General features: G+C 50.7%; 13 protein-coding genes. 5 read left to right on the top strand and 8 right to left on the bottom strand.

Going from position 1 to position 20,503, the window contains the following annotated elements:
- The coding region (locus AC5JMP_RS15815; protein ID WP_495852447.1) for a hypothetical protein at positions 1–193 on the top strand (193 nt) is incomplete at its 5' end.
- Between the two features lie 230 nt (positions 194–423).
- Here the strand turns inward: AC5JMP_RS15815 and AC5JMP_RS15810 are convergent.
- The 6 genes from AC5JMP_RS15810 to AC5JMP_RS15785 all read right to left on the bottom strand — a co-directional run bounded on the left by AC5JMP_RS15810 (position 424) and on the right by AC5JMP_RS15785 (position 9,993).
- Positions 424–1,836 carry an alkaline phosphatase family protein gene (locus tag AC5JMP_RS15810; RefSeq protein WP_495852446.1) on the bottom strand — a complete coding sequence of 471 codons (1,413 nt, stop codon included), beginning with the start codon at positions 1,834–1,836 and terminating at the stop codon, positions 424–426.
- A gap of 3 nt (positions 1,837–1,839) precedes the next feature.
- Positions 1,840–2,676: a prolipoprotein diacylglyceryl transferase gene (gene lgt, locus AC5JMP_RS15805; RefSeq protein WP_495852445.1), complete on the bottom strand. Its 837-nt coding sequence runs from the start codon at positions 2,674–2,676 to the stop codon at positions 1,840–1,842.
- 51 nt (positions 2,677–2,727) lie between these two features.
- Positions 2,728–4,266 carry a sulfatase family protein gene (locus tag AC5JMP_RS15800; RefSeq protein WP_495852444.1) on the bottom strand — a complete coding sequence of 513 codons (1,539 nt, stop codon included), beginning with the start codon at positions 4,264–4,266 and terminating at the stop codon, positions 2,728–2,730.
- 309 nt (positions 4,267–4,575) lie between these two features.
- Positions 4,576–6,762: an ABC transporter substrate-binding protein gene (locus AC5JMP_RS15795; RefSeq protein WP_495852443.1), complete on the bottom strand. Its 2,187-nt coding sequence runs from the start codon at positions 6,760–6,762 to the stop codon at positions 4,576–4,578.
- Between the two features lie 135 nt (positions 6,763–6,897).
- The gene (locus AC5JMP_RS15790) at positions 6,898–8,622 is read right to left on the bottom strand and encodes an ABC transporter ATP-binding protein (RefSeq protein WP_495852442.1); all 1,725 of its coding nucleotides are present in this window, start codon (positions 8,620–8,622) and stop codon (positions 6,898–6,900) included.
- Between the two features lie 159 nt (positions 8,623–8,781).
- Positions 8,782–9,993: a DUF4336 domain-containing protein gene (locus tag AC5JMP_RS15785; RefSeq protein WP_495852441.1), complete on the bottom strand. Its 1,212-nt coding sequence runs from the start codon at positions 9,991–9,993 to the stop codon at positions 8,782–8,784.
- A 237-nt stretch (positions 9,994–10,230) separates the two neighbouring features.
- On the opposite strand from AC5JMP_RS15785, the gene AC5JMP_RS15780 reads away from it, so the two are divergent.
- On the top strand, positions 10,231–11,979 hold the full coding sequence (locus tag AC5JMP_RS15780) for a filamentous hemagglutinin N-terminal domain-containing protein (protein ID WP_495852440.1): 1,749 nt from the start codon (positions 10,231–10,233) through the stop codon (positions 11,977–11,979).
- Between the two features lie 11 nt (positions 11,980–11,990).
- Here AC5JMP_RS15780 and AC5JMP_RS15775 read toward each other — a convergent pair whose 3' ends face one another.
- Positions 11,991–12,467 carry an OsmC family protein gene (locus tag AC5JMP_RS15775; RefSeq protein ID WP_495852439.1) on the bottom strand — a complete coding sequence of 159 codons (477 nt, stop codon included), beginning with the start codon at positions 12,465–12,467 and terminating at the stop codon, positions 11,991–11,993.
- Between the two features lie 162 nt (positions 12,468–12,629).
- Between AC5JMP_RS15775 and AC5JMP_RS15770 the strand changes: the two genes are divergently transcribed.
- The 3 genes from AC5JMP_RS15770 to AC5JMP_RS15760 all read left to right on the top strand — a co-directional run bounded on the left by AC5JMP_RS15770 (position 12,630) and on the right by AC5JMP_RS15760 (position 20,016).
- Positions 12,630–13,550, top strand: coding sequence for a vWA domain-containing protein (locus tag AC5JMP_RS15770; RefSeq protein WP_495852438.1), 921 nt, complete (start codon positions 12,630–12,632; stop codon positions 13,548–13,550).
- Between the two features lie 204 nt (positions 13,551–13,754).
- The gene (locus AC5JMP_RS15765) at positions 13,755–18,485 is read left to right on the top strand and encodes an ATP-binding protein (RefSeq protein WP_495852437.1); all 4,731 of its coding nucleotides are present in this window, start codon (positions 13,755–13,757) and stop codon (positions 18,483–18,485) included.
- A 247-nt stretch (positions 18,486–18,732) separates the two neighbouring features.
- A complete protein-coding gene (locus AC5JMP_RS15760) occupies positions 18,733–20,016 on the top strand; it encodes a Glu/Leu/Phe/Val family dehydrogenase (RefSeq protein WP_495852436.1) in 1,284 nt (427 codons plus the stop codon).
- 28 nt (positions 20,017–20,044) lie between these two features.
- Here the strand turns inward: AC5JMP_RS15760 and AC5JMP_RS15755 are convergent, their stop codons facing one another.
- Positions 20,045–20,479 (bottom strand): hypothetical protein, encoded by a 435-nt coding sequence (locus AC5JMP_RS15755; protein ID WP_495852435.1) that lies wholly within the window; start codon positions 20,477–20,479, stop codon positions 20,045–20,047.
- Positions 20,480–20,503 lie beyond the last annotated feature (24 nt).

Genomic DNA, 20,503 nt, shown 5'->3' with positions numbered 1-20,503 from the left:
GAGTCTTGCGCATCCCCCCAATGAGCAGTCGCCAAATGGCAGGAGACATCGCCTACATAGTCCCGAACTCAACCCCATTGTAGGCATAGCCTTCCCGCAGGGTACGATTTTGGCAATTGCTCAAACGACCCCTGAAAAATCAGCTATTTCCTTCTTTGCAAGCGTTGCGGGAACGAGGGCAAGACCTGTTTGATCAACTGACGGTAGAACAAGTGATGTCAGTTCCGTCCTACAACTTTATTTTAGAAGCACTCTTCTATGCGGCTTCACATTAAATTGGTATAAACCCATTCCTGCCAAGGCAGCTTGATTTCCGTACCCCTTTTGCGGTGACGTGTACTAAGCAAACTGGCGACAGCCATAACTCCGTCGATCAAGCAGGTTGTGTCGCAAAAACTTTTTAGTCGCAAACAGCGGCACGCGCTAGAGAGGCAAAACTTTACCCCGCAACCCAGACGGCAGGCTCAGGTCATACCGAGACAACAGCGTAGGGAGAATATCGTATAGCTGTGCGCCTGCAATTTGTTGCCCCCCTTGCGGCTGTTGTGGGTCGTGGAAGATCATCAGTCCGTACTGTGCATGGTTAGCATCGTCGGGGCCTGTGTCGTTATCGCTGGTGTAGATTTCTCCATTACCTACCGTGCCGATCGATCGCCAAGCCAAATCTCCAAAGTACACCACCAAGTCTGGAGCTATCCCTCTCACCTTTTGATAGATTTGCTGGGGCTTAAAGACTTTTGTTCCCAGAGGCTGACCGTCAGGGGCAGGAATAGCCGCAAGCTGCTCAGCTAGATGCGATCGATCCTGCTCATAGCTCGCCAAAGGAATCACGCCTTGAGGCTCTCGCCCTTTAACGTTGAGAAACACGCGACCATAATAGCCACCTGCACCCCAGGCTTTGGTCTGGCTCCAGTCTACCTCTAGCTTGTCGAGAGAAGTTGCAGAGGTCGGCTTTTCCTTCAGGTGTAAGTATCCTGCCTGCATTAGCCACTCATTGATGCAAATTCCGCCCATCAGAGGACGGGCACCGTGATCGGACACGATCAAAACCGCAGTTTCAGAACCACATTGGGAGATCAACTGTCCGACTTGCTGATCGACATGGCAGTAATAATCGTGAATAGCGTTGGCGTAGGGAGAGTTGGGGATATGCTGCGGATGACGATTATCCATCGGCTTCCAAAAGGAATGATGGATGCGATCGACTCCCATATCCACCAACATCAGCACATCAGGACTGTCTTGTTCCATTAGCTTTGCGGCAAGACTAAAGCGCTGATCGCAAAGCGTGTAAATGTTGCTGAGAATTCGGTCTTTTTCATCCGATCGAAAGTGCGGCACATCCAGCATAAAGTCTGGCATCCAGGTGGCAATCTGATCGGCTAGCTCTGGCGGATAGGTGTAAGGCACCTCCTGGCTAGGGGTCAGAAAACAAGAAATAAGCGATCCGTTTACAGGATAAGGCGGAAACGTGCCCGGTACACTAATCACCGCGACTCGCCAGCCTGCATCACCGAAAATGTCCCAGAGTCGAGGAACCTTAACCGCACGACCGTCCGCGATCGCCATATTCTGATAGTTGCGATCGACGCGATTGCGAAAGCCATAAATGCCCAGTTCGCCCGGATCTCGTCCGCTCATCATGCAGCTCCAGGCGGGCACCGTGATTGCCGGAATGCTGCTCTCCAATCGCCCGTAGCTGCCTTGCGCCATCAGGCGAGACAGGTTGGGTAAATCCTGCCGCCACTGCTCAAAGACAAGGGAAGGTTCCATGCAGTCCAGCCCAATGATCAGCAGCTTGGGGGGGTGGGCTTTAGAAGCAGATAGCGAGGTCATGGGCTAATTCCCTTGCTGGGTAGAGGAGAGGGGGCGGTGTCGCCCATAAAGCGCTAGGGCAGAACCCAGGATGGCGATCGCACACAAAATATGGACGACGTTGAAAGGCGTTCCTGGGAAAAACCAGGAGTCTGTCCGCAAAAGTTCGATAAAAAAGCGACCCAGCGGATACCAAATCAGATAGAGCAAAGTTATGTCCCCATCTCGCAACTGGGATGCGAAACGGCGAGATATCCAGAACAATAGCCCAAAGCCAATCAGATTCCAGACCGACTCGTAGAGGAATAGCGGGTGAAAGCGAGTGCTCTCTGGATAAGCATTGAGGTCATCATAGGGAGGAATCCGGTGCTGGGCATCAATCCGCAATCCGAGGGGGGATATTGTGGGCGGGCCATAGAGTTCCTGATTGATGAAATTTCCCCAGCGTCCGATCGCCTGCGACAGAGGCAGCGCCAGGACAATGGCATCGAGAAATATTAGAGTGGGCAAACGACGAATTCGGGTATAGAGGTAGAGGGCGATCGATCCCAATAGAAATCCACCAAAAATGTGAATGCCGCCGTTCCAAACTTGAAGAATGGAAATGGGATTAGATAGGTACTCGCCCAAGCGATCGGGTGGGGATTGAACAAACACATAGTATAGACGAGCGCCAAGAAATCCTGGAATCAACACCCAGATTAACAAGTCCCAAAAATCATCGCTCTTTTGCCCTCGGCGAACTACTTCCCGACTGGCAATTTGACACCCCATCACCACTGCGATCGCCATCAGCACGCCGTACCATCTGAGGGCGATCGGGCCAATCTGAAAAATAATGGGGTCAACAGGAGGATACATAATGCTGTCCTAGTTTGAAACATAGCCTACTTCGCGCCTAATCTTCGTGCCCTAATCTTCCAGGTAGCCCAAGTCCCGCAACCGTCGCCGCACTTCTGGATCGTCAAACCCCGGAGCGCGATCGGTCGATACGGCAGTGTTTGTCTGATGCGTGAACTGTTGCAGGCATTCTTGAAGCAGCTCAACATTCTCCGGAAAAATATCGCTTAAATCCAGAGCTTCATCGGGATCATTGCAGAAATCGTACAGCTCCAGGCGATCTGTTCCCGTTTCAATCAGCTTATGGTTGCCAATCCAAACGGCTCGACGCGGCTGATCACAAGCCCGCGCCAAAACCAGCTCTGGCTGGCGCTTGTGCAACAGATTCACCACATTCTGAGGCGGAATCGCTTCAGCGAAAACCTGCTCAGGATTGATTCCCAGACTCTGAGCCAGCGTCAAGGTTTCTTCCATCTCGTTCGCCAGACCTGCGGCTGTCAGAACCGTGTGAAACAAGCGCCGCGTCGAAACCACATCGTCTCTGACTGTGCCTTTAGAAAAATTTCCGGCAGGGTCACGAATCAGCAGAGGCACCTGCACCAGCTCATTGTAGAGCGACAGAGAATGACCCATAAACTGCTTCTCACCCAGATGCTCTCCGTGATCGGAGCAGACAATCACCAGCGTTTGGTCGAGGCTGCCGCTCTGTTGGAGGCGATCGAGAAATAGACCGACCTGCTCATCCTGATACGCCACTTCCGCATCATACATACCGTCCAAGGTCGCTTTCTGGCGATCGTCTAGCTCACCGACCAAAGGCGCTAGCCACCCATAAATGTCTCCATTGAAGTGCCGCAAATAATGCTGTGCTGCCTTATCTCGTAGCACATGGGGCGCAAACCGTTCGACATAGTGCCGAGGCGGATGATAGGGCATATGCGTCCCCATCAGATTGATGAAGGCGAAAATGGGCTGCTCTTGGGTCAACCCTTTTCGCTCAATCAATAGCTGAGCCGCATCATCCAAAGACTTGCCCGTATTGCCTTTGAAGCTCAAAGCCGTTTGCCAGATAGGCACCATCAGTGGGGTGAGAGAAAACGCCAGCAGTGCATCGGATCGGGCAAAAGCATCCTGAACCTGATTCAAAGCGCCTGCCACAACCTGTTTGAATGACTGACGGTACTGATCGAGCCATCCTGAAGGAATGCCCACCTGGTTTGGGCGTGAGGTAAGCAGTCCGCTGTAATTGAGAAAGCTGTAGAAGCCCCGGCGTAAGCCATTATTGATGACGCCCACCAAAGGATTATTACAAAATCCAGCGGTGAAATATCCCCCCAAGCTCAGCCGTTCTGCGAGTGTTGTGATGTGATCGGGCAAAACAGAGTAGGATTGCAACATCTGATGGGCAGAGGGATACAGCCCGGTAAACATAGAGGCATGAGAGGGCACCGTCCACTGAGCCGCAGAAACCGCATTGCTGAATAGAGCTGCATCTGCCGCAAACGCATCTAGATGAGGAGAAGTTTCTCTGGTGTGACCATAGCAGGAGAGGCGATCGCTCCTCTGGGTGTCTAACACCAGAAAAACAATGTCAGGATGTCGTGAGGACATGGGCTAACGGTTCCTATTGTTGCTTACCCCTTTGATCAATAACATCCAACAACTTTGTCAAGGTTAAGAAATCGCTAAGAAACAGGTAAGGATAGAATATTTTGCGGCTGTGGATGGGTCGTCAAGACATTTAGCCAGAGTAGACTGACCACGAATCGATCGATCGCTCCTCCCCCATACTCTTACTAGAACTGCTGAGTATAGAATTTTGCAGAGCGATCGCCCTTCTCGAAAATTACTGGTTAATCCTGCTCGACCACCAGATAATTCTCTAAATCTCGGTAGTCCAAACTAATCAAGAAGCAGAAATCATGAGTTAGGAAGCATCTGAAAAACATATCCTTCCCTAATTGGTGAACAATCTCGACCTCGCACCACTCTGACTAACAGTGGCTCTTTAGTGGGTTCACGTTCACCATCAAATTGGAGTGGAGTTCCCGAAGTGCGAGGAGGAGAGAGAGTGACAGATCTCAATGCATTGACAATACTGCCGCGCAATTCATCTCTGTTTAGAGTTTCGTCAATTGAGGACAGTGCGCTCGTGAATGCTTGGGTGGCATCATAACTGCTAGCAGTAGCCCAGTTAACCTGCCCTCCCCACTTATCCGCCGCTATTTCGGCATACGCTTCAGCTTCAGCAGAGGATCGAGCAAACCAAGGAGCAATCACGACCATCCCTTCAAACGCTGAACCGTTCGGAGCTAAGGTTGTAGAGGAGTATAACGTAGTTCCTCCGATAAAAAGACTGCCGCGCTTCTGCGAAAGCTTTTCGGCAATTCTGGCAGATTTCTGAAAAATCTCAGCATCAGACGTAAACTTGTCCGTGCGAGTTGAAGGGGGAATCAAGACATACGCATAATCCTCATTTGAATTGAGGCGATCAATCTTTTGTTCTGCTGCTTGATCGCTTAGCTCAATTGCATCAGAACGGATGCCGTCTGCCTGAAGTAGCTTCTCAACTTCATTCCATTGATTACGGCTGTAATCATCTAAAGGATCGATAAAACCAATGACCTGCTTGAAGTCATACTTTCTGATCTGATCAACAATCTTTTTCCCATAAACCCGACTAGAGACAGTGGTTCTGAAAAAAAACTCGCTTTTTAGATCTGAACTGGTGCTCGTTGGAGAAATTACGCCTAACCTATATCGTTCATAGATAGGTAAGGCAACTTTAGTAGCATTGCTAGAGAAGTGCCCAATCACACCTACAACGTCTCTATTTTGGGCGATTTCTCTAGCAACTTTGGGAACCACTTCTTCTGGATCATTTGCATCATCTACTAACTTAACTTCCAATAAATATTCTTTGGGATTATCAGAGCAATTCTTTTGAGCCGTACCATTAAAACAAGCCTGAGCATCCACAATGCCGCGCAGCATTTCCTCAGCTCGGTTTCTTCTGGTATCGCTGCTTGCAGGTATTGCAGCTACTAAAACATAAGGCTTGCGAGTTTGTTCTCTAGCTTGATTTCGTGCTATCGCATTGTTTAGATAAACGTAAGGTTCTGGATTACTTTTATCTCTCTTAATCGCCTCTCTGAAAAGGGATATTGCCGACTCATAATTTTGGTCTCCTTGCTCTGCTTGTTTGAAAGCAACAGCGCCCCTTCTCACAAGATCAGAGTTTATTCTGTAGGTCAAGAGCACCGTTTCTCCACTACTGATTAGCCCTTTTTCTTGAGAAGACGGGACAATTTCACTATCCACCACACCCTGACCTACTTGATCGCTACAGAGTGCTTCAGATACAGCCTGTAGAGAGTTATATCTATCTCCGCTAATGCCAGGTAGTAGGAGTGCTACTGAAATACCAACACAAATCAAACCTATCAAGAGTAGAAATCGTTGTCCTATTCGATACCTCACAAAGTCTAAAGTCCTGGCAACAAAGTGTTGCGTGTTGTTCCAAATTTTCTCAAGCCTGTTGAGGGATTTCTGTTTAAAGAGTTCTATAACCTCGCCTTTATCAAAAAAATGAGCTGCTATACTTCCCCGATCAAACGCAGATTCAATGGCTTTGCCATCGCCTAAAGCCTTGTAAAAACCGCTGGCAAATGCGATCGCTGTCCTATCGAGTATTGCCCCTTCCATACCAATGACATAGGGAACGTATTCACTAATAGATTTAGCAAGCTCTTTTGAGTGGCAAGAATTCAATATTACGCACTTTACATCATTCCCAACAAGCTGAAACAATCTCTTTAAAGCTGCATTACTTACTGGGTGAGAGTGTCCATTATCATCCTCTAAGAGAAGCCCTTCTTCAGTCCCATGACCACCAAAATGAATGATTTCTGGTTTTTCATTTTCAATGTCATCTAGCAAGGTACCGGGTCGTGCACACTTTAAAACAATCTCAAATTGGCAATGTTTCTTTGGATGTGTTAACCTGTCACCTCTCAGCTTGTCTTGAATGCTTTGTATCTCTTGATGCACCTGTAACCTTTCAGCATCTTTGGGACTTGCGGTCAGGATTAGGATTTTTCTAATCATATTGATCACTATTCACTGAAAGGAGAGATACATGGGGGCTTGCAGAACGCTTCTCTGTTAATGCAATATTAGACGATTTCATGATCTTTAGAGAGGATTGGAAGTTTCTGCAATTTGTCCCCTTATCGGCTCTCTTTACTGAAACTGCTGAGCATAAAATTTGGCATACCGATCGCCCCTTTCCAAGAGCTGCTCGTGGGTGCCCGACTCCACCATTTGACCCTGCTCAATGACTAGAATGCGATCGGCGCGGCGGACGGTTGCCAGTCGGTGGGCAATAATGAACACGGTGCGGTTTTGCATCAGCCGCTCCAATGCCTCCTGCACCAATGCCTCCGACTCGGAGTCCAGGGCAGAGGTAGCTTCATCCAGAATCAGGATGCGGGGATTGAGCAGAACGGCACGGGCGATCGCAATTCGCTGTTTTTGCCCCCCTGACAGGTTCACGCCGCGTTCGCCCACCCAAGAATAGTAGCCGTTAGAGAACTGGCTGATGAACGAGTGGGCGTTGGCGACTTTTGCCGCTTGCTCGACAGCGGCAAGATCGAATTCTTTTTGTCCGAAGGCGATATTTTGGGCGATCGTTCCAGAGAACAGCGTCGTTTCTTGGGGCACAATGCCGATTTGGCGGCGCAGGCTGCGGAGCGTCACGTCCCGAATATCTACGCCGTCAATGAGGATTTTCCCGGCTTGCGGGTCGTAGAAGCGAGGCAGCAGATTCACCAGCGTCGTTTTGCCAGCACCCGATGGCCCCACTAGGGCGATCGCTTCTCCGGGATATGCCATGAGGCTGAGATCTTGCAGGACTGGCTGCTCGACATCGTAATGAAAGCTGACGTGGGCGTACTCGACTTTGCCCGTGACGGTGGGTAGGACGATCGCCCCCGGTTTCTCAACGACTCCCGGCTGAATCCAGAGCAGCTCAAAAATGCGGTCAACTGAGGCTTGACCCTGCTTGAACATATTGTAGTTTTCGGTGAGGTGGGCGATCGGGTCTACCAGCATGGCGACGGCAACCACATAACTGCCGAACTGTTCGCCCGTCAGGTTACCCGTAGAAATCTGCCAGCCGCCCAAAATCAGCAGCAGCAGGACGCTCAAGGCATAAAGGAAGCCCACTGCCGGAAACTGCACCGCCTGAAGCCAAGCCGCCTCATATTTTGCCTGACGGTTGCGCTCGGCTTCGATACCAAAGCGATCGATCTCATACTCTTCTGCTGCAAAAGCTCGCACCAGCCGAATGCCGCTGAACACCTCTGTGAGCAGAGAAGACAGGTCGGACACCAGATTTTGGCTGTGGCGAGAAAACATCAGCATCCGTTCGCCAAACCAGCTAATCAACAGCCCTAGGAGCGGTACCACAATCAGGCTTGCCAGAGTAAGCTGCCAGTTGAGGTACACCATGTAGCCGAATACCGCGACGAGCTGCAAGATACAGGGCGTGGTGTCATGAAACACCTTATTGACCGCTTCCCCAATCCGATCGATGTCTTCGGTCAGTCGATAGGACAAGTCTCCCGTCTGCGATCGCTCAAAGTAGCTAAGGCTAAGGCTTTGCAGATGGGCATACACCCGATTACGCAAGTCCAGAGCGATCGCCAACGCGGCTTTTGCCATCAGCGAATCTTGCCCATACTGCGCCAATTTCTGCACAAAAAACACGCCTGCCACCACGCCTGCCCCACGCGCCAGAGCTGCAACATTGCCCTTCACCAAAAACCCCAAGAGCTGACCCGCCAATGCCGCCAGGATGGGCCAACATACCGTAAAAATGACCGTGCAGACTAGCGCTCTAGCGATCGTCTGCCAGTGGGGACGTAAGTAAGGCAGCAGTTGCAGATAGCTGGAGCGCGGTTTCATGGGAAAGGAGCGATCGAAATAAGGTAGATCTAGCGTACAGGAGAAGGGGGTGAATGGGTGAATGAGTGGGGGGTGGATGAGTGGGGGTAGATGAGTCGCTGTAAGGACTCTTCATCAACCCATCCACTTTCATCAACCCATCCACTCCCATCCACTCATCTAAACCTTCCCCTCTGGTGGCGGCGTAATCCCCCGACGGAGCAAACCAGCCTCTACTTCTCTAAGCAGCTCAAAATCCACTTCAGGTAGAAGCAACTCTTCAGGAGCATCCTTTTCTAAGAAAGCGAAGGCTTGCCGGAACTGCTGTGGGTCTGCTTCTAAGGGCGAGTCTAAGTGACAGGGAATGATTCGCTGAAAGTTCCAGCTTGCGACATGGTTTGCCCAGTCGATCGTAGCCTGGGACGCTCGATTCAGAATCAGCGCCTGCAAGATGGGCGCAACAAATAGCCGCCCGTTGCCCTGCAAAGCCTGAAACGATTGCTGCCAGTCAGGTTTCCATTGGAAGGGAAACCAGCCGAAGTACGCCGACTTGGAGCGATCGGGAGCTTGAAGCGCCTCTCGGACTGACTGTCCAATTTTGGTGATTTGGATAGCGCTAGGGCGAAAGTAGAAAGCGAAAAGCGCCATCCTCTGCCAGCCTTTACGGCGGTTGTCAGGAGTATCTTCGACGGTATCAAAGACGTGATCTTTTGCGTGAAACAGCAGCGCAGTCGGATCAATCTGCACGATCGCTGGAGGTTCTATGGGCACGGATAGAATAGTATCGGTCACGAGCAGGGTACGCGATCGCCGATGAAAAAAGACAACTTCTTCAAAAGGTCCTAACCCTAGGTGAATGGGGCCTAAAATTGCGTAGTCAAATTCATCGGCGAAGGGAGCTTGGCTGCTGTCTGAAGGCAAGATTTGAGTGCGTTTTGCAGGTAGACCTAGCCAGCTCAAAGGCAGATTAAGGGGGAAACTCCACTGGTGCGGAGCGACGAAGACTTGGGCATGGGGAAACCTGCGGGCAAAAGGCCCCACAAAAACTTTGTGTTCAATGCCCGAAACGGTGGGCAGAATGATGTATTTGACTGCACCATGCTCGGCAGCAATTTCATTGACTAGCCGAAGACATTCGCGGGTAGGAGCGATCGGCGCATAGACCAACAGACCGCCCGTTTCAAGTTTGACGATCGTCATGCGAATGGGCACAACGACGTAGAAAATCCCCTGAATCTGATCGAAAGTCCAGAGCGTGTTTTTAATAATTTCTGTTCGCAGAGTTCGCCGTTTGCCGTACGGATAGAGCGGCACGGCGTACCAGAAGCGCCATGACCAGTCGCTAGAATGCTGCCGATTTTGCGTTGTTAATGAATATGTAGGCTGATCCAATCTGCTACCACCTAGATTGCCGCTCTGCGCTCAAAGCACATGCCGACGATCGCGGCAGACCTATGCTTTAGATTCTGTTAAAAAGGCGTTGCCAAAAAGCCTTAATTACAAGCATAGGACAAAAGCTAGAGAACGTGAAAGAACTCATCAATCAACATTTTGGCATTTTAAGTTTCGTCAGGGCAGTCGATCGCCCAACTTGGGCATTCTTGAAAAAGAACTTGCTAGTCGTTCCCCATGAAGACCAAAATTGCGATCGCTGTTCAAGGCTATCTTGCGGCTTGCGGCTTGCTGATTCAGCCTGTTGCTTGGGCACAGATCGTTCCAGACAATACTCTGCCCAGCAGTTCTAGAGTCAATCGCCAAGGGCGCGTCTCTGAAATTACGGGCGGAACAACACAAGGGCGTAATCTGTTTCATAGCTTCAGGGGATTCTCAGTGCCAACGGGTGAAACCGCATTTTTCAACAATGCCTCAGATATTCAGAACATTATTACGCGCATTACCGGATCTTCTGTCTCCAATATTGACGGCTTAATTCGTGCCAACGGTAACGCCAACTTATTTTTGCTGAATCCCAACGGCATTGTGTTTGGTGCCAATGCCCAGCTTGACATTGGTGGATCTTTTGTCGGCAGCACAGCCAACAGCCTCCAATTTGCAGACGGCAGCGAATTTAACGCGATCGCCCCCCAGAACTCTCCTTTACTCACGGTCAGCACTCCGATCGGGCTACAGTTTGGTACGGCTCCTGGGTCAATTCGCGTTCAGGGAACAGGAAATCAGCTCAGATTAGATCTAAGCGCTTTTGCGATCGGTCAATCTGTCGGAGCCGCAGGTCTTCAGGTGCAGCCCGGACAAACTCTGGCGCTAGTGGGGGGCGATGTCATCTTGCAGGGGGGACATCTGACAACGGCAGGAGGACGCATTGAGCTGGGTAGCGTGGTGGGTCAGGGAACAGTGCGGATTGATCCCAATGACTGGGCGATCGACTATGCCCCGATTAGAGGCAACCGGGCGAGATTTGGAACGGTTCAGCTCTCTCAGGGAGCCTCTGTTAGCAGCAGCGGCGGCGGCACCATTCAGGTTCAGGGAAGACAGGTCAGCCTCACCGGAGGGTCTAGCTTTCTGGTGCAAACACTTGGCACAGAACTGGGCGGTCAGCTGACCGTAAACGCTTCAGACTCCGTGATGATTTCAGGAGTAGCAACCGATATGCAATCCGGCACAGTCCTGTTTGGCAGCAGTTTATACACCGATGTTAATGCGGCTGCAACGGTCAGAGGCAGCAATTTGAGCATTACAATCGACCGTTTACAGGTGGTAGATGGAGGTCATGATCTGATTCTCGGTGCAGCCAGTGGATTTACTACAAATGCGCAAGGAAATAACGCAGGATGGGATAGTGCGATCGCCACGGATCTTTCGATCGCCCAGAGAAATAATGGCACGACCGCAAATGAGATCAACGTTCAGAATGGACGGGTCGTAATCAATAGTCAAGGATTTTTTGGCATTGAGTTTCGAGATCAGTTGGCTCCCAACAGCGATATCACAGCAGCCTCTGGAGCAGGAACAAATCTCAATGGAATTACAAGACAGAATATGTCATCCGCCAGCCCTAATGTGAGACTATTTGAGTTGCTAGAAACCGTTGATTCGAGGGTTCAAATTGTCAGCGCTTGCGATCGCCATCAAGAAAACTCTTTTACCATTTCAGGACGAGGAGGTGTACCCGAATCACCCGATCAGGCTTTGAATAGCAGTATCGTCTGGCAAGATCTGCGGCTGCCGCAGAGCATCGACTTAAGCGATCGCCAAGGCTATCCTATCTACACTTCTACTACGATCGCGCTTCCTGTTCAGCCTGCCATGACTGAAGCACAGAGCTGGATAGTAGAGGCTGACGATCGAGTAAAGCTGGTTGCAGGACAAGAACATTCCTTCTGGCAATCTTCTCTAAATTGTAGGGCGGAGGTTAATTAGAGCGATCGTTTTTATGTTTGCAATAAAGACTCACAACGGATTGGAAAATTCATTGAGTTGGCAATAAAGCAGAGATGATGTGCTTTATCATGCAGGCGGTTCGCCAATGCTAAATCGCTGTCAGCTGTTAGGGTAACGATAGGCTTGAGGATAACTTCGGTGAACCTTCCTCCCCCTTCGTTAGTTTCAATCATAAAACCGATCGGATTATCCACATATTTAGTCACAACAATTTTGGCATCAGTACACAAGTGAAGATACCAAAGCATATGGCAAGTAGATATTGAGGCAACCAGCAGTTCTTCTGGATTATATCGGGCGGGGTCGCCCCGAAACTGAGGATCAGCAGAACCGGAAATACTGGGTTTCCCAACAACAGAGATTTCATGGGCGCGATCGTAGGTCTGGTAACTAGCTGTTCCCTGTCCTGTATTTCCTGTCCATCTCACTTCAACTTGATACTGATGAATTTTAGAGGGAGTTACCATACGTGTTCTCTTTGCACCTGGCAATAACAACACAGACCATAACAATAGCAACACAATTGTAAGATTTGGGAAGCGACAGACACAGAGAAGATCGATCTGGACGTACCCGATCTAGTCTATTCTTCCAGTAGAGACTCCCCATTCCCCATCTCCCTCATCCCCGTGTATAGCCGTCGCCGTGCCCTGTGGCTCTATCCGCTATTTCAAATTCCGCTGATTTTGCTGACGCTTTGCTTACTGGCGGCGCTGTTGTTCTGGCTCTTGGGCTGGGGCAGACCAAATGTTGCAGCAGCGATCGCTCTTGATCTCAGCAGTAGCACCTACGAAAATCAGGCGTTTAATGCCCCCAATACGATCGTCAATCAGGAATTGGAAGCGGTGCGATCGTACTTGACGGAAAACGCCAAGCTGAAACGTCCAAATACCGTACAGGTCTTCGGATTTGGTGCGTTGGTGGTTCCCCTCACACCTGCCTTTGAGTCAGATAGCGCCCAGGTGCAAGCTGCTCTGACTCAAACCCTTGCCGACCCAAGCCTGAGCCAGCGACTGCTTCCGGGCAGCACCAACGTCAATGCCGCCTTGCAAGAGAGTCAGAAAGCCTTAAATAGTCTGCCTTCAGGCTGCAAAGAAGTTTTGCTGGTGACAGATGGAACGGGCGATCGCATTGAAGATCTGACGATTCAAACGGCTAAAGCCAGCAAAACTCGCATTAATGTCTTGCTCGTCACAGCCGATTGGGTGCAAAACCTTAAGGATATTGATCTAGCTAAAGCCGCATTGCAGACGGGTGGGGTGATTCTGCCGGGACAGGTCGGCAGTTTGTCTACGCTATTTATCGATCAATTTTTTACTCGCTTTAACAGCAACTTGAAGTGGATTTTGTTTTGGTTAGGATTAGCCTGGATGGCGTTCATGTGGCTGCTGATTTTGCCGCTCGATCGCTGGATTTTGCAATCTTTCCTGAAGCTACCTATGAATATTGCTGGACAAGTTGCTTTGGGTAATGCCCTATTTTGGACGGTGCTGACGCCCATCCTGATCTGGCAGGTATGGGGTATTCCCTTTCTTTCGCCATGCTCGTAATCTACTCTTAGCCGATCGCTCGACTCCGATTCGAGTCCTCTTTGAGAATTGTTAGTCTAAATAGGGCTGCAATCTTTTGGGGGTTGCAGTAGTCTGATTCATGGAGTTTCATGTTTTGAATGGGGAAATTCTCATGAGACTTCCTTCTGCCCACTATTTGCAAACTTTTGTTCTGTCCTGAGGGGCAGCATGAGGAACCGTAGCATGAGCGACTCTCATCAAATCGATCAGCTTTTCGCAGGCAATGGCGAGATGGCGAGGCGAATGCGATCGCAGGACTGGTCAAAAACTCCGCTGGGAGCAGTCGAAACTTGGTCACAGAGCCTCAAGGCTGCCGTGAGGATTATGCTCACCTCCAGTCAGCCGATGTGGGTCTGGTGGGGCAAGGAGCTACTGAATCTCTACAACGATGCCTACATCCCCATCATGGGAGGCAAGCACCCTACGATGTTTGCCCGACCGGGTGCTGAGGTCTGGCAGGAGATTTGGGATGAAGTGTATCCCAGAGTCGAATCCGCCATGGTCAACAATGAGGGCACCTACGACGAGTCGCTGCTGCTGATCATGGAGCGCAACGGCTACCCCGAAGAAACCTACTACACATTTTCCTACAGCCCCATCCCAGACGATCAGGGGAATCCAGGCGGCATTATCTGCGCCAACACGGATGATACGCAGCGGATTATTGGCGAACGACAGCTGGCGCTCTTGCGAGAATTGGCAGCCCGTACCGCCGATGCCCGGACGTTTGACGAAGCCTGTACCTTGAGTGCCAGATGCCTGGAAACCAATCGGCATGATCTGCCCTTTGCGATGATTTATCTAGTCGATGCCGATCGACATCACGTGGTTCTCGCAGCATTGAGCGGCATCGATCGCACTCACCCTGCTGTTCTAGAAACGGTTGATCTGAATGCCGATACTGTCTGGCCCTTTGCCGAGGCGGTTCAGACCCAGAAGCCCGTTCTGATGACGATGCCCACTGAATTAGCAGACCTGCCCACAGGAGCCTGGGATCGAGTCCCGCATCAGGCTGTGGTAGTGCCGATCGCGCCTTCAGGATCAACAGGGCGATCGGGCATTCTAATCGCGGGGCTAAACCCGCTGAGGCTATTTGATAAGAACTACCGCAGCTTTATGGGGCTGATAGCGGGACAAATTTCCGCTAGCGTTGCCAACGCTAACGCCTATGAAGAAGAGCGCAAACGCTCTGAGGCACTGGCAGAACTCGATCGGGCGAAAACTCTATTTTTCACCAACGTCTCCCACGAGTTTCGCACCCCGCTAACGTTAATTTTAAGTCCGCTTGGAGAACTTTCTACTTCTCTAGAAGAGCGATTGCAGCCTGCTGAACGAGAGCAATTTAATCTGATGCAGCGCAACGGCTTGCGATTGCAAAAGTTGGTGAATACGCTGCTTGATTTTTCACGAATTGAAGCTGGACGAATTCAGGCAGTCTATGAGCCAACGGATCTAGCCACCTACACGGCAGAATTGGCTAGCGCCTTCCGATCGCTGATTGAACAGGCGGGCATGTCGTTGGTTGTGGAGTGCCCACCCTTACCAGAAGCGGTCTATGTCGATCGACAGATGTGGGAAAAAATTATTCTCAATCTATTATCCAATGCCTTCAAGTTTACGCTAACCGGATCAATCACAGTGCGGTTACAGTGGCTCAAAACTCAGGTTCAGTTAACAGTTATTGATACAGGAGTTGGCATTCCTGCCGCAGATTTACCACAGTTATTTGAGCGATTTCATCGGGTTGAAAGCTCCCAAGGGCGAAGTTTTGAAGGTTCGGGCATTGGGCTATCTCTAGTGCAAGAACTCGTCAAACTGCATCACGGCACGATCGAGGCTACAAGCATCCTTGGGCAAGGCAGTTGCTTCACAATATCCCTCCCTACAGGCTCTAGCCATCTGCCCAGCGATCGCATTGAGGCAAACCGCACGATGGTTTCAACAGCGTTAGGCATCATGTCTTATGTCGAAGAGGCGCAACGCTGGCTACCCGAAAGCCAAAGCAGAATTCCATTTGGGAATCCGCAGGAGAGAGGCTACGCAGATATTTCTATGGGCAGGAAAATCCGTGAGCAAGAAATCCAGGAGCAAGAAATCCAGGAGCAAGAAATTCAGGAACAAGAAATCTATGAGCAATCTTCTCTGATCTCTCCATCTTTCTCTGCCGCCCGCATCCTGCTTGCCGATGACAATGCCGACATGCGCGATTATATTCAGCGGCTTTTGGGTTCTACCTACCAGGTTGAAACCGTTGCTGATGGCATGGCGGCTCTCAATGCGGTGCATCAAAATCCCCCGGATTTGGTGCTGTCGGATGTGATGATGCCGCGAATGGATGGCTTTGAGCTGCTACGACAGCTCCGAACCGATCCTCAAACCCAGGAAATTCCCATCATCTTGCTGTCTGCCCGCGCAGGTGAAGAAGCCCGAATTGAAGGACTGACCGCCGGGGCTGATGATTACCTGATCAAGCCTTTCTCTGCCCGTGAGCTAATGGCGCGAGTGGAGGCTACGCTCAAGCTCGCCAAATTGCGGCAGACGGCACGAGAGCGTGAACAGGCTTTGCAGTTTGAAGCCCAAGCGGTTAGAGCCAATCTTGACCGCATCTTGTCAAACTTGCAGGAAGGATTTTTGACCTTCGATCGCAACTGGTGCTACACCTACGTTAACGATCGCCAGCTTGAGATCATCGGCATGTCCCGTGAATCTGTGATAGGCAGGAATCTTTGGGAAGTCTTTCCAGATCTCATAGATTCAGAGATTTATCACCAGTTCCACCGAGTGATGAATGAACGGGTATTCGTGCAGTTCGAGGTTTATTATCCGCCATTAGAGAGCTGGTTTGACCATCGGGTATATCCTGATGAAGATGGCATTGCGGTTTTTGTGACGGATGTGAGTGAGAGAGCACATCTCGAAATCGAGCGTCAACGCGCTGAACAGGAATTGCGAAACAGTGAAGAACGGTTTCGCAACATGGCGGATAACGCGCCGATGATGATTTGGGTGACAGATCCTACGGGCTACTGCACCTACCTAAGTCAAAGGTGGTACGATTTTTCGGGACAAACGGAAGCAACTGGATTAGGATTCGGCTGGCTGAATATAGTCCACCCAGAAGACTTTGAAATCACTAAGCAAATTTTTCTGGAGGCTAACCACAGCAAGATCGCCTTCCAGTTAGAATATCGTCTGCGGCGCAAAGACGGAGACTATCGCTGGGCGATCGATGCGGCTAGCCCTTGGTTTGCAGAGGATGGTACCTTCAAAGGATATATCGGTTCTGTGATTGACATTACCGATCGCAAGCAGGCTGAAATGAGGGTGCGAGAAGCAGAAGATCGGTTGCGGCTTGCCTTGGATGCCGCAGATCTGGGCACCTGGGATTTCAACCCCACGAGCGGCGAACTGAAATGGGATGAATGCTGTAAAGCGATGTTTGGACTGTCGCCGAACGCCGATGTTCACTATGATATTTTCTTGGCAGGTCTGCACCCGGAAGATCGCGATCGAGCGCACGATGTTGTCGTTGCCGCCCTCGATCCGGCTATACGGGGCGAGTGTGACATTGAATACCGGACGATAGGTATAGAAGATGGCGTGGAGCGCTGGATTGCAGCCAAGGGAAAGGCTTACTTTAGCAGTGCCCTGAGTGATGCGATCGCGACGCGCTTTATTGGTACCGTTCTCAATATTACTGAGCAAAAACGGGCTGAAGCAGAACGGGAGCAGCTCTTGCAACGGGAGCAGACTGCACGAGAGCAGGCAGAAACCGCCAACCGGATTAAGGATGAATTTCTTGCGGTTTTATCCCACGAACTTCGTACGCCGATGAATCCAATTCTGGGTTGGTCGAGCTTGCTGCGCCAAGGCAAACTAAAGGGCGAAAAAATCACTCAGGCGGTTGAAACGATCGATCGCAATGCCAAACTTCAGATGCAGCTCATTGACGACTTGCTCGATATTTCTCGAATTCTGCGCGGCAAGCTAGTCCTCAATATGCTCTCTGTTGATCTGAAGTTTGTCATTAACGCCGCGCTAGAGACGGTGCGGTTAGCCATGGATGCTAAGTCGATCGTCCTGCAAACCCAGATTGATCCAGCCGTTGAGTCTGTCATGGGCGATGCGGGACGACTCCAGCAGGTCGTCTGGAATTTGCTGTCGAATGCGGTGAAATTTACGCCCCCTAGAGGACAGATCACCGTTGTCCTAACCCAGGCTGGAACAAATGCGCAACTCCAAGTCATAGACACAGGCAAAGGCATCCATCCTGACTTTTTGCCCTATGTGTTTGAGCATTTCCGTCAAGAAGATGCCGCCACGACGCGAAAATTCGGTGGGCTGGGGCTAGGATTGGCGATCGCCCGCCAAATTGTAGAACTACATGGCGGCAGAATAAAAGTCACAAGCCAAGGTGAAGGACAAGGTGCGACGTTTACGGTTGAGATTCCGCTGAAAGAGCGACAGAGATTGACATCTGAATGCAAGTCCCAGGGCAATGTGCCGCCATCTGCCCGTCGATCGCTAACGGGGCTTCACATTCTTGTGGTGGATGATGAAGTGGATTCTCTGGAATTAGTGAAGTTTGTGCTAGAGGAAGCAGGAGCAATGGTCACTAGCACGTTCTCGGCGATCGAGGCACTACAATCGATCGACCAGCTTGTTCCTAGCCTCATTGTTAGCGACATAGGAATGCCAGAGATGAATGGCTATGCCCTGATACGGCAGATTCGGGCGCTAGAACAGACAAAGCAAGTTCCAGCCATTGCTTTAACGGCATACGCGCGAGAGAGCGATCAACAGCAGGCGATCGCGGCTGGATTTCAGCAACATATTTCAAAACCCGTTGATCCAGAAAAGCTAGTCAGCGCAATTTGCGCTCTGTGCAGTTTGTCTGAGTCTGATCTAATTTGATCTAATCTAATCAGACAAGATAGAGCCGACTTCCCAAGCCGCACACCTTTCAGCAAGCCTTAATCTCGCAGCGCCTTTAGCCTCGACTCCTGGATGACTTCTAACAGGGTTAATCTTTTGTTTAAGATCTTTAACAGTAGCCTTTGATACAATTTAGTAGGGAACAATAAAGCTAGTCGATCGGGCAACGTCTCACTCTCTTCAGCTAGACCGTTGCCTTACAACACAAGTGCTTAGAGGAATTTTCATGTCTGAATCACTCTTGTCCGATGCCAACCAGCGGCTTAAAAAAGCCTTGCGCTATGTCACGATTCACGAAGATGCCGTCGAGCGACTGAAGCATCCTAAGTCCAGTCTGACGGTTTCCATTCCTGTCCGCATGGATAACGGCTCTCTGCGCGTGTTTCAGGGCTATCGCGTCCGCTATGACGACAGCCGAGGTCCCGCTAAAGGGGGAGTGCGCTTTCACCCAGGCGTAACGCTAGATGAAGTGCAGTCCCTAGCTTTCTGGATGACCTTCAAATGCGCCGTGCTAAATTTGCCCTTTGGTGGAGCAAAAGGCGGCATTACTCTCAATCCCAAGGAACTCTCTAAGTTTGAACTAGAGCGCTTGAGCCGAGGCTATGTGGACGCGATCGCCGACTTCATTGGCCCCGATGTTGATATTCCGGCACCCGATGTCTACACCAATCCCATGATCATGGGCTGGATGATGGATCAGTACAGCATCATCCGCCGCCAGATTACCCCCGCCGTGGTGACGGGAAAACCGATCGCCATGGGCGGCAGTCTGGGACGCGAAACTGCAACGGCAATGGGCGCATTTTTTGTGATTCAAACCGTGATGCCCAAGCTCAACCGCAAGCCAGAAAACACTACCGTTGCGGTGCAGGGCTTCGGCAATGCTGGGGCGGTGATCGCCGAACTGCTGTTTCGGGCAGGATACAAGGTAGTTGCAGTCAGCGACTCTCAGGGGGGCGTTTACTCACCACAGGGCTTAGACATTCCCAGCATTCGCAAAATTAAGGAGTCCACGCGGGGCATCAAGGCGGTGTACTGCGAAGGATCGGTTTGTAACCACGTTGACCATACCGCCGTTACCAATGCTGAACTGCTGGAGCTAGAGGTTGATTTCCTCATCCCGGCTGCATTAGAGAATCAAATCACGGCTGAAAATGCCGATCGCATTCGTGCCTCCTACATTTTTGAGGTAGCCAATGGCCCCATCACCTCAGCCGCCGATGCCATTCTGGAAGCCAAGGGCATTCAGGTTTTCCCCGACATTTTGGTGAATGCGGGTGGCGTCACCGTCAGCTACTTCGAGTGGGTGCAAAACCGCAGTGGCTACTACTGGACACTCCAAGAGGTTAACCAGCGCCTTGAGGAAAAAATCACCCGCGAAACTGAGCTAATTTGGACGATCGCCCAAGAGCTAAACTGCGACCTGCGCACTGCCGCATACGTCCATGCCCTCAAGCGCATGGGAGAAGCGATCGAGGCTAAGGGAACGCGAGAAGATTATGTGAAATGAGAGGCTATAAGACGAGGCAAGTCTCAAACTACGGTTTCTGGCTTGCCTCTTCAGCTTCCTTCATCTCCTGACTTTCCAAAGTGTCTAATACTTCCTGCATTTCAGACTGAGTAGCCCGTTTTTGTAATGCCGACCAGCAGTGCCCTGAATTATTCAGCAGCGTTTGACGGCGTAACTGCTGTAAAGCTCTAATGCAAGATGAGCAATCGCAGCCAAACAGTGTGACAGCAGCATCGCTCTCTGCGGCACTGAAATCGGTTTCGGGATACTCAATAGGAATGTTGATAGCAGAGGCAATCAAAGTCTCATGATCTCTAGGACGAAGCGACTGCACCGCTTCGGATTCAAGCAGATCGCAGGAGGCTGTGAGAGGCGTCGCGATCGCTTCTGCCCAAGTTTGACTAGATTCTGTCGCCGCAGAAGCGAGGGTCAGCAACGGCAGGGCTAAGAGTGAGCTAGCCATTGCAGGAATTGCCACTAAGCTCAA

It is taken from the genome of Drouetiella sp., assembly GCF_059504425.1.
Note: the sequence above shows the minus strand (reverse complement) of the source record. Positions and strands in the feature narration are given on the sequence as shown.

Coding starts and splice junctions, on each gene's coding strand:
- AC5JMP_RS15760 (WP_495852436.1), top strand. CDS start 18,733: ATGTCTGAATCACTCTTGTCCGATGCCAACCAGCGGCTTAAAAAAGCC.
- AC5JMP_RS15800 (WP_495852444.1), bottom strand. CDS start 4,266: ATGTCCTCACGACATCCTGACATTGTTTTTCTGGTGTTAGACACCCAG.
- AC5JMP_RS15810 (WP_495852446.1), bottom strand. CDS start 1,836: ATGACCTCGCTATCTGCTTCTAAAGCCCACCCCCCCAAGCTGCTGATC.
- AC5JMP_RS15765 (WP_495852437.1), top strand. CDS start 13,755: ATGAGCGACTCTCATCAAATCGATCAGCTTTTCGCAGGCAATGGCGAG.
- AC5JMP_RS15795 (WP_495852443.1), bottom strand. CDS start 6,762: ATGATTAGAAAAATCCTAATCCTGACCGCAAGTCCCAAAGATGCTGAA.
- AC5JMP_RS15790 (WP_495852442.1), bottom strand. CDS start 8,622: ATGAAACCGCGCTCCAGCTATCTGCAACTGCTGCCTTACTTACGTCCC.
- lgt (WP_495852445.1), bottom strand. CDS start 2,676: ATGTATCCTCCTGTTGACCCCATTATTTTTCAGATTGGCCCGATCGCC.
- AC5JMP_RS15775 (WP_495852439.1), bottom strand. CDS start 12,467: ATGGTAACTCCCTCTAAAATTCATCAGTATCAAGTTGAAGTGAGATGG.
- AC5JMP_RS15780 (WP_495852440.1), top strand. CDS start 10,231: ATGAAGACCAAAATTGCGATCGCTGTTCAAGGCTATCTTGCGGCTTGC.
- AC5JMP_RS15755 (WP_495852435.1), bottom strand. CDS start 20,479: ATGGCTAGCTCACTCTTAGCCCTGCCGTTGCTGACCCTCGCTTCTGCG.